We start from the raw sequence: 9,849 nt of genomic DNA on the forward strand, positions 1-9,849 counted from the left end.
GAAGGTCGCCAGCGCGCCCGCGACAAACAGCATCGGCACCGAAAAGATCACCTGCCCGGTCAGCAGCGTCGCCAGGAACACGAAGATCTGCACGCCGGTCGGGATCGCCACCGCCTCGGAGGCGGCCGAAAAGAACCCCAGCGAGGCCGAAGGCAGGCCCGTGGTGTACATGTGATGCACCCAGAGGCCGAAGGACAGGAAGCCGGTGCCCACCGCCGCCAGAACGATCCAGGAATATCCCAGGATCGGACGCTGCGCAAAGGTCGGCACGATCATCGCCACCAGCGCGATCGCGGGCAGGAACACGATATAGACCTCGGGGTGGCCGAAGATCCAGAACAGGTGCTGCCACAGGATCGGGTCGCCGCCACGGGCCGGATCGAAGAACGGCCAGTCGAACATCCGCTCCATCTCGAACAGGATGTCGCCGGCGATCAGCGGCGGAAAGGCGAACAGGATCATCGCCGCCACCACCAGCACATACCAGCCGTATAGCGGCATCAGGTTCAGCCGCATCCCCGGCGGGCGGCATTTCAGCGTGCCCACGATCAGTTCCACCGCCGCCGCGATCGAGGCGACCTCGATGAACGACAGACCAAGCAGCCAGATGTCGGGCCCGAGGCCCGGCGTGAACTTTTCCTCGGTGGTCAGGGGCGGATACATGAACCAGCCCGAAGCAGGGGCGGCGCCGAAGAAGATCGAGCCGCTGACGAAGACGCCGCCGATCAGAAAGCACCAGAAGCCGAAGGCGGACAGCCGCGGAAACGGCAGATCGCGCGCGCCGAGCATTTGCGGCAGCAGTATGATCGCCACCGCCTCGAAGATCGGCACGGCAAAGAGAAACATCATCGCCGTGCCGTGCAGCGTGAACAGCTGGTTGTAGAAGGTCGCGGTCAGGAAATCGTTCTCGGGTACCGCCAGCTGCACCCGCATCAGCAGCGCCAGAACGCCCGCGAACAGCATGAACCCGAAGGACGCCGCCGTATACCAGACACCGATTTCGGTGTTGTTGACCGCCGACCAGTAGCGCCAGCCCTTCGGTGTCTTCCAGACCTCGCGCAGCCTGTCTTCCTGCCCGCGCCGAACCTCGGGGTCGTCCTGATCGGGTGTGCCCTGTGCTGTCGGGTCGGTCATTGCAGGCTCCCCAGCCAATCGGCGATGCGGGCGATCTCGGCCTCGGGCAACATGGCGAAGGCCGGCATCTCGACCCCCGGCTTGAGATGGTCGGGCGAGGCGATGAAATCGGCGATGTTTTCGGCCGTGGTGGGCAGGATGCCCGCGCCGATCATCCGCCGGCTGGCCAGATGCGTCAGATCGGGCCCGACCGTGCCCCGGGCGGGGGTGCCGCGCACGGCATGGCAGGCGGCGCAGCCGTTCTTCAGGAACAGATCGAGACCGGGCCCCGTTGTGACGGCGGCGGGCCTGGCCTGCGCCTGCACATAGGCCTCGAACTCGGCGGGCGGCACGACGATCACCCGGAATCCCATCTGGGCATGGGCCAGCCCGCAGAATTCGGCGCAGGTGCCGTTGAAGATTCCGGTCTCGGTCGGCTCCAGGATCAGACGGTTCACCCGGCCGGGAATCGCGTCCATCTTGCCGGCCAGCGGCGGCACCCAGAAGGAATGGATCACGTCGGGACTGCCCAGCAGGATCGTGCTGCGCTGGCCCAGCGGAATGACGATCTCGTTGGCGCCGGGGATGCCGCCGCGCGGCAGGCTGCGCAGCACGCCCGGCGCGCCCGTCACGCCGTAGGAGACGCGCCACCAGAACCGTTCGCCCGAAACCGCGATGGTCGGACCGTCGCCCGGACGGCGCAGGTCGTTCAGCAGCCCGAGGCCCCAGACCAGCAGCGCCGCCAGCACGACGGTCGGAAACACGCAGCCGCCCCAGATGATCAGCCGCAGGCCGGTCCTTTCGCTGTGCCGCCCGGGCCGCACCTTGACCGCGTAGAAGCTGACGCCGACGACGATGACCCAGATCACCACGCCTCCGGCCAGCATGGCCCAGAACAGCGCAAGGACGCGCGCGGCCTCGTCCCCGGCGGGATCGAAGGCGGATTGCGGATTCTCGCAGCCCGCCAGGGCCAGCGCCGCAAGCAGGAATGCCAGCCCCGCCGTCCTCAAGATCCTGCCCCGTTCGCTGCCGCGACCGTGTTGCAGGCAGCCTGTGTCCGATCCATCGAAGCAAACCAGGCGGCCGCGACGACGAGTGCGGCGACCAGATACATCATCGCCGCCGCCGTCATCATCAGCACGCCGGCAAGTTGCTGATCCTCGACCGGCGTCAATCCCCAGGCGTCTGGCCGGGACCCATAGACGGGATAAAGCGCCCGGCCCGAAAAGGTCAGCAGCGCCCCCAGGATCAGCGAAAACTTGAAGCAGACGAAAAGCGCGACGATCCGCACCCCGAAGCCCCTGTCGCGGACCCGGGCGATCATGGTCCAGAACGCCAGCGCGGCGGCAAAGATCGAGCCGTGCATCACCGCGTGGACAAGATCATGGTCAAGCGCCACGGCCAGCGCGGGCGGTGCGTGCCAGAACAGGAAAACGCCCAGCATCAGGGCGGTGGCGACGCCCGTAGCGGTCAGAAGATCGTGGCCACGTCGCCAGATCGCGGTCCCGGCCAGCGCGGCAAGGCGCCTTTGCCAGCCGCGCGGCAGGGCGCGCGTCATCGTCGCAAGCGGCTGTCCCAGCACCAGAAGCGGCGCCGCCAGCCCCATCAGCGTGATATGCTGCGCCATATGCGCGGAAAACAGGCTTTCGCCCCAGGCATCGAGCGGCCAGACAAGGGCCGCGACCAGCGCCGCGATGCCGCCGGCAAAGCACAGCACCTGCCGGATCCGGACCCCGCGGCCCGTTCCCGCCCGCGCCCAGGCCAACCGAACACCGCCGGCATAGAGCATGACGGCAAGCCCCAGGGGCACGATGACCGAGGGTTGAAGCGACCACATGGACCAGAAGTCCGCCGGTGCCGGCGGCGCGCCGTCGCTGTGGGCCGATGCCCGCGAGGCGCCGAGCAGGAACGCGACGCCCAGACCTGCCGGCGGGGTCACGCCCCGGCCTCGGCGGCGGCGACGCGGGCCAAGCTCCGCGAACGGCGCCGCAATCGGGATCCCGAACGCTCTCACCCGCTTCTCTCCTCCGGCAGTCACATCATCACATTGCTTGATTGTCCGTTCGTGTTCAATCGTTTCGACCCCAGGATCGCACCGTCCGGGCAAGGACGCGCGCGCCCCGGCCGAGCCCGGCAAATGGCCCGGCAATCGGGGCGGATGACCGGGCACAGCCCGCGACCGTTTTCACCGGCAGGCTCGATCGGCAGCCTGCTTCGGCCGGTTTATTCCGCGCAAGCTGGAATAATACGCAGCCCTGGCACGTCTCTTGGTTACGGGGCTGTCGCATACCGTGGTGCCGCGGCTCCGAACCACGGGAGGAAAGCCAATGAAAGTGATTCAGAACGTGAAACGCCGCCACTTCCTGATCGGATCGGCGGGCGCCTTTGGCGCCGCGGCCGTCGGTGGACCGGCCATCGGTCAGGACAACGGGACCGCGCTTCCCGATTACGTCGCCTGGAAGGATGCCGACGATCTGATCGTCCATTCCAAGCAGACGCTGGAGACGAAGCGCGCAGCCCAGGGGGCGGAACTGATCACGCCCAGCACGGATCTCTATATCCGCAACAACCTGCCGGCCCCGTCCGAAGACATTGTCGCCGACCGCGATGCCTGGGAGATCGAGATCGACGGCGTCGCCAATCCGGGCACGATGACGGTCGGCCAGTTGAAGACGCTGGCGGTCGAGACGGTGGTCTGCGTTCTGCAATGTTCGGGCAACGGACGCGCCTTTTTCGATCACGAGACCAGTGGCACGCAATGGTCGGTCGGTGCGGCGGGCAATGTCGTCTGGACGGGCGTGCCGGTGCGCGCGGTCATCGACGCCATGGGCGGCGCCAGCGACGGCGCGGTCTATCTGACCGGCACGGGCGGCGAAGACATTCCCGAGGGCGTCCCGAAGGAGACGCTTCAGGTCGAGCGTTCGGTTCCGAAGGCCGCGATGGATCAGGCGATCCTGGCCTGGGAAATGAACGGCGAGCCGCTGCCCCTGGCGCATGGTGGCCCGGTGCGGCTTGTGATTCCGGGCTATTACGGCGTCAACAACGTCAAGTATCTCAAGCGGCTCGCCCTGACGACCGAGGAATCGCCGGCCAAGATCCAGCAGACCGGCTATCGCGTCCGCCCCGTTGGCGAGAAGGGCGATCCCTCGCAGCCCTCGATGTACGAAATGAGCGTCAAGTCCTGGATCACCGGGCCGCTGATGGACGCCGCCACCGGAAAGGTGCAGATCCATGGCGTCGCCATGGGCGGCGTCAGCGATCTGGAGAAGGTCGAGGTCTCGACCGACGGCGGCCAGAGCTGGACCGATGCGCAGTTTCTCGGGCCGGACCTGGGCCGCTATGCCTGGCGGCCCTTCGTGCTGATCACCGAGCTTTCGGAGGGAACGCAGACTCTGGCAAGCCGGGCGACGGCGAAGGACGGGACCAGCCAACCCGAGACGTTCCCGCCCAACGAGCGTGGCTACGGCAATAACGGCTGGCGCGTCCATGCCGTCGATGTGACCGTCAGCTAGGATTCCCGGCCGGCGGGCCATCCCGCCGGCTCGACCGCCCCACCAGGAGCCATCACATGACCACATCCACGACGCCGGTTCTTGGCGCCGCTTTCCTTGCGCTTGCCGCCGGCCCGGCACTCGCCGAGGCCGATCTGGAGGCCGGGCGCACCATCTTCACCGAAACCGCGCAGCCCTCATGCGCTGTCTGTCACGCGCTGAGCGATGCCGGATCCGAAGCCGAGATCGGCCCGAACCTGGACCAGTTCAAACCGACCGCCGCGCAGGTCCGCGCCGCCGTCACCAGCGGAATCGGCGTCATGCCGGCATTCGCCGATATGCTGACCGCGGGCCAGATCGACACCGTCGCCGCCTATGTGGCCCAGGTGACCGGCGGGGCCGAGGGCGCGGCACAGCCCGCAATGGAGGGGCAAACCTCCTCAGGCGCGGTCGCACCCGCCACGCCGGACTAGCCGAGGCAAGCGCTTGCGTTCCGGGTCGCTTGCGTCAGCGATGCCAGGACGCTCTCGGTGGCCCCCTGCCGCGTCACCTGCTGAAGATAGGCGACGACCGCGTCGAATCTGGCGCGGTCCATTCCCGTGGCGACGACCATGTGGCGCAGATCCGCATTCGTCGTCCATGACGCCACCTGCTGGCCGGCGGCACGATCATCGTCACCGATCCTGAATGACCCGCGGAAATAGGACAGGCGACATCCGTTCCGGCCCGCGTAATGCGTCACCTGCCCTGCCTCGAAGCTTGCGACGGCGACCGGCACCAGGTTGGCACCCGAAAGATCCGGCACGCCCCACGGATCCTTCCCGGCGATCGTGCGAAGATCGCGGTCGCCGACAGCGAAGCTCTGGTCCATGAACGCGGCATGAATCCGGATCGGCGTCGGTTCGGCCAGGAATCCGGACCCGAAGACGATCGCAACAGCGACAGCCGCCGCGGCCGCAGCGCCCGCCAGCCACCTTCGCGGAAACCGCCTGGCATTGGCCGCAGCGAAGTCGCGACGGAATACCTCGGCCCGCGATTCGGGCCGCAGCGCCGCAAGGCTGGCCGAGACATGGCGCACCTGGTTCAGGGCCCGGACAAGGGCCGGATCCCGCGCCATTCGCGATTCCAGATCACGCGCCTCGGCCTGGCCCAATTCGCCGTCATGGTAGGCGTTGATCAAAGTCCAGTCGCTGTCGGCCAATTCGTTCATGTCTTCCGCCCTGCTCCGCTTTCCACCACTTGGGCGCCTTCCACGATCATCAGAAGCGCCCGCCGCGCCCGGCTGATCCGGCTCATCACCGTGCCGGGCGGCACATCCATCACCCTTGCCGCCTCGGCGTATGTCAGCCCCATGATGTCCACGAGACACAGCACCTCCCGCGTCTCGGGCGGCAGTTTTTCGAAGGCCAGCCTTGTCAGCGCATCGCGCGCGGCATCCGCGGTTCCCGCTTCTTCGGATAGACGTTTCTCCGCCTCCAAATATTCCCGACGCACACGTCTTTTCCTGAGTTCGTCGTAGTGCAGGTTCCTGATCGTGCGGAACATCCAGGGCCGAAGCTGGTCCAGGCGCGCCGGCCGGCGATCCGAACGCAGACCACGCTCGACCGCGTCCTGGACAAGATCCTCGGCATCGCTGCGCGAGGTGCAGATCGCGACGGCATAGGCCCGAAGTTCGGGAAGCAGGATCTCGATCTGCGTCAGTTGGGCCATGATCCTGTCTAACCGATCCGGGAATCCGCTAAAAGACATTCGACCGGGGGTCGATCGCCGCGCGGCGATCGAGACAGTCGCGTGCGGGGCTCAGCCCTGCTCGTCGTCCTTTTCGCTCTCCACCGCATGCGCGCGATAGAGACCGGCATTGGCGATCAGGAAGACGAACAGGATCAGCGGCAGGCCGAAGGTCTTGAAATAGACCCAGGATGTTTCGGACATCATGCGCCAGACGAACTCGTTGGCCAGCGCGAGACCGAGGAACAGCAGCATCATGCGCATGGTCAGCTTGCGCCAGCCCAGGGCATCCATCGGCAGCGCCTCGGACAGGACCGCCTGCAACCAGTTGCGCCGCGCGACCAGGCTGTAGCCCAGGATCGCGGCGAAGAGCAGATAGATGATGGTGGGCTTCATCTTGAAAAAGCGTGGGTCGTTCAGCCAGACCGACAGCCCCCCGAAGATCACCACCAGAACCAGCGTCACGACCTGCATGGGCGCAAGCCTGCCGCTGAGACGCCACTGGATCAGGGTCGCGATGGCAAGAACCGGAATGAAGATCAGCGTGGCAAAGACCAGCGCCGTGTAATCCTGTCCCCACAGGCTGACGGTTCCGCCGCGGTTCCACATGAAGACGCCGAAAAACAGAAGCAGCGGCCCCAGTTCCAGCGCCGATTTCACCAAGGGATTCGGTTCCTTCATCATCTTCCTTTCGGCGCCACGATCAGGACGCGAATTCCACCACCAAAGCGCCCGAAGCGATCACCGCCATCAGGATCGCGCGCGCGACGCCCACCTTTTCGCCCAGCACGAGCCAGCCGACAAGGGCCGCGAAGACGGTCGAGGTTTCTCGCAGCACCGCGGCGCGGCCGACATCGTCGATGCGGGTGGCCAGCATGATCGCGCCGAAACTGGCGAAGGCAACCAGGGCGCCGAAAATTCCCCGCATGGCCAAAGCGGGAACCTCGGGCGCGGTCAGCGCGATCAGGCGGCGCAGGTTCCAGATCGGCATGAAGAACGAATCCAGCACGAAGAACCAGGCCAGAAAGGTGAAGGGATTGGCCGCCAGCCTGATGCCCCAGGCGTCATAGGTCGTATAAAGCGCGACAAAGCCGCCCGTGACCACGGCCCAGGCCAGCGCGGGGCCCAGCGTCTCGCGACCCAGAACCAGGCGCGATCGGTTATAGGCCGCAAGGCCGAAGATGCCGCCGACCAGCAGCCCGACACCAAGCCATTGCACCGCGTTGAAATGCTCGCCAAAGACAACCCCCGCGGCGATTACCGCGAAAAGCGGGCCGGTCCCGCGCACCACCGGATAGACGACCGTATAGGCGCCCCGCGTATAGGTCAGCGCCTGCGCGATCTTGTAGAAGACATGGATCCCCATGGCCCCGAACAGCACCGGCCACAGCCCCGGATCCGGCCAGGGAACCACGAACAGCGCGATGGGCAGAGCCATGATCCCGTAGCTGAGGTCGATCGCCGCACGGCTGATCCAGGGATCGTGCCGGCCCTTTTGCAGGGACCCGAACAGCGCGTGCAGAAAGGCCGCGCCAAGCGCCAGAACCGATGCCAGCCGCGCGCCTTCGGGCGTTCCCGCGATCTGGATGATCCATTCGCTCATGGTCCGCTGATGCGAAATTTTTGCACGCCGCGCAAGTTGTCGCGGTCAGTCCAGCTTGATCGCCGCGAGAATGGGGCCGGGCAGTTCGTCGGGGCCGATGCCGCGCTGGACCAGCAGGACATGCCTGGTATCGGGCGGAAAATCCTGGGGGCCGCTTTCGTCCGGCCTGACATTCAGGCGCAAGGGCGCCGTGCCGTCCCATTTGGCCAGCTTGCTGATCGACAGCACGACATTGGTATAGCTGACCACGCGGCCGCTGTTCTCGCCCGCCGTCACCTCGACCGCGCGATTGGGCGCATAGCGGACCAGAACCACCACCACCGGGCCGCCCAGGTCCGATAGCGGCGTCAGTTCGATCCTTTCGCCATCATCCCCGCTTTCGCGCTGCACGCTGAGCATCGCCGGAGAGATCCGGTTCTCGTCGATCATCGCCATCAGCTGCGCGGGACCGGGGGCGACTGCGGTGTCGCGGCCGTCCACGATGATCTGCGGCGTGTAAAGCGCGTGTTCGCCCGAGGCCCGGGCATAGCCTTCCTGGCGGCGGGTGAAGTCGGGGCTGGCGAAGCTGTCGGTCCAGCCCAGATAATCCCAGTAATCGACGTTGAACGAAAGCGGCAGAACGCCCGGCATGGCGGCCATCTTTTCCAGCATCGCGTCGGCGGGCGGACAGGTCGAACAGCCCTGCGCGGTGAAAAGCTCGACCACCACCGGCAGCGAGGGCGGAAGGAAACTGTCCGTCGGCGGCGCCTCGGATGCGGCGAAACTGTTGAAGCCGCCGCCGGACAGGAAATCGTCCCGGCTCAGCGCGCCGGGCGCCGCCCGGCCCGGATCATCGGGCGCGGAAATGACGGGCGCGGACAGATCATTTCCCGCGCCGCCCGGCCCGCCTTCCTGGGCCTGACCGGCGGCAGCGCCGCCCAGAAGCGCCGCCGCAGCAAGGGCCGGTATCAGCCCTGCATAGCCTGCGCGCCCGGCGCTGAAGGTCCGTCTCGAAGCCGACATTGTCCGCAATGTCCAGTTCAGTCTGCGAATTCCGTCATCCTGAATAGCGCCGCGGCGCAGGCAAAACCAAATCAACGCTTTGTTAGCCCCCGCGTGATCGTGAAGGGCGTGCCTCTTGAGCAACAGCGCAGCAGATGGTATGCAATTGCATACATTGATGGCGGATCTCCTTGCGCAAGCCTCTGTCATGGGGCAAAGCAAGAGAGACACTGCCCGACCCATCCACCTTGCAGACAGGGAGGCTCTGATGCCCATCCAGACCGGAACCGATACCGCCAAGACCCGCCGCACCCTGAAGGCCGGCGATCAATCGGTCGATTATTTCTCCATCGCCGCCGCCTCGGAAGCGGGTCTGGGCGATTTCTCGCGGTTGCCGGCCTCGCTGAAGGTGGTGCTGGAAAACATGCTGCGCTTCGAGGATGGCGGCAAGACGGTCAGCACCGATGACATCAGGGCCTTCGCGGAATGGGCCGACAAGAGCGGCAAGAACCCGCGCGAGATCGCCTATCGTCCCGCCCGCGTGCTGATGCAGGATTTCACCGGCGTTCCGGCGGTCGTCGATCTGGCCGCGATGCGCGACGGCATCAAGACGCTTGGCGGCGACGCGCAGAAGATCAACCCGCTGAACCCGGTCGATCTGGTCATCGACCATTCGGTGATGATCGACGAATTCGGCACCCCGCGCGCCTTCCAGTTCAACGTGGAACGCGAATACGAACGCAACATCGAACGTTACCAGTTCCTGAAATGGGGCCAGAAGGCGTTCCGCAACTTCCGCGTCGTGCCGCCCGGAACGGGGATCTGCCACCAGGTCAACCTGGAATATCTGGCCCAGACCGTATGGACCGATACCGACCAGGACGGCCGGCAGGTCGCCTATCCCGACACGCTGGTCGGCACCGACAGCCACAC

Annotated in this window: 11 protein-coding genes; 3 read left to right on the top strand and 8 right to left on the bottom strand. The window is 66.2% G+C overall.

Annotated features, from left to right (window positions below):
* The 3 genes from B4L36_RS11390 to B4L36_RS11400 all read right to left on the bottom strand — a co-directional run.
* The coding region (locus B4L36_RS11390; protein WP_292957083.1) for a cbb3-type cytochrome c oxidase subunit I at positions 1 to 1,134 on the bottom strand (1,134 nt) is incomplete at its 3' end.
* Positions 1,131 to 2,123, bottom strand: coding sequence for a cytochrome c oxidase subunit II (locus B4L36_RS11395; RefSeq protein WP_292957086.1), 993 nt, complete (start codon positions 2,121 to 2,123; stop codon positions 1,131 to 1,133). The genes B4L36_RS11395 and B4L36_RS11390, both read right to left, overlap by 4 nt.
* On the bottom strand, positions 2,120 to 3,052 hold the full coding sequence (locus B4L36_RS11400; RefSeq protein WP_292957089.1) for a cytochrome c oxidase assembly protein: 933 nt from the start codon (positions 3,050 to 3,052) through the stop codon (positions 2,120 to 2,122). Before B4L36_RS11400 ends, B4L36_RS11395 begins: the two co-directional genes overlap by 4 nt.
* A 388-nt stretch (positions 3,053 to 3,440) precedes the next feature.
* Between B4L36_RS11400 and B4L36_RS11405 the strand changes: the two genes are divergently transcribed.
* Entirely contained in the window at positions 3,441 to 4,625 is a 1,185-nt protein-coding gene (locus tag B4L36_RS11405; protein ID WP_292957092.1) for a sulfite oxidase, read from the top strand.
* 56 nt (positions 4,626 to 4,681) lie between these two features.
* On the top strand, positions 4,682 to 5,077 hold the full coding sequence (locus tag B4L36_RS11410) for a c-type cytochrome (RefSeq protein WP_292957095.1): 396 nt from the start codon (positions 4,682 to 4,684) through the stop codon (positions 5,075 to 5,077).
* Here the strand turns inward: B4L36_RS11410 and B4L36_RS11415 are convergent.
* The 5 genes from B4L36_RS11415 to B4L36_RS11435 form a co-directional block, all read right to left on the bottom strand.
* Entirely contained in the window at positions 5,074 to 5,814 is a 741-nt protein-coding gene (locus B4L36_RS11415) for a hypothetical protein (RefSeq protein ID WP_292957098.1), read from the bottom strand. The two genes, B4L36_RS11410 and B4L36_RS11415, sit on opposite strands and share 4 nt — an antisense overlap.
* Positions 5,811 to 6,314, bottom strand: a complete 504-nt coding sequence (locus B4L36_RS11420) for an RNA polymerase sigma factor (RefSeq protein ID WP_292957101.1) — start codon at positions 6,312 to 6,314, stop codon at positions 5,811 to 5,813. Before B4L36_RS11420 ends, B4L36_RS11415 begins: the two co-directional genes overlap by 4 nt.
* Before the next feature lie 90 nt (positions 6,315 to 6,404).
* On the bottom strand, positions 6,405 to 7,013 hold the full coding sequence (locus B4L36_RS11425; RefSeq protein ID WP_335661545.1) for an inner membrane-spanning protein YciB: 609 nt from the start codon (positions 7,011 to 7,013) through the stop codon (positions 6,405 to 6,407).
* A gap of 22 nt (positions 7,014 to 7,035) precedes the next feature.
* Positions 7,036 to 7,935: a DMT family transporter gene (locus B4L36_RS11430; protein ID WP_292957107.1), complete on the bottom strand. Its 900-nt coding sequence runs from the start codon at positions 7,933 to 7,935 to the stop codon at positions 7,036 to 7,038.
* 45 nt (positions 7,936 to 7,980) lie between these two features.
* Positions 7,981 to 8,937: a DUF1223 domain-containing protein gene (locus B4L36_RS11435; RefSeq protein ID WP_292957110.1), complete on the bottom strand. Its 957-nt coding sequence runs from the start codon at positions 8,935 to 8,937 to the stop codon at positions 7,981 to 7,983.
* A gap of 247 nt (positions 8,938 to 9,184) precedes the next feature.
* On the opposite strand from B4L36_RS11435, the gene B4L36_RS11440 reads away from it, so the two are divergent.
* Positions 9,185 to 9,849, top strand: a 665-nt coding sequence (locus B4L36_RS11440) for an aconitase family protein (protein WP_292957113.1), incomplete at its 3' end; no start/stop codon positions are given.

This window comes from Paracoccus sp. UBA889 (assembly GCA_002294185.1).
Taxonomy (GTDB): Bacteria; Pseudomonadota; Alphaproteobacteria; order Rhodobacterales; family Rhodobacteraceae; genus Paracoccus.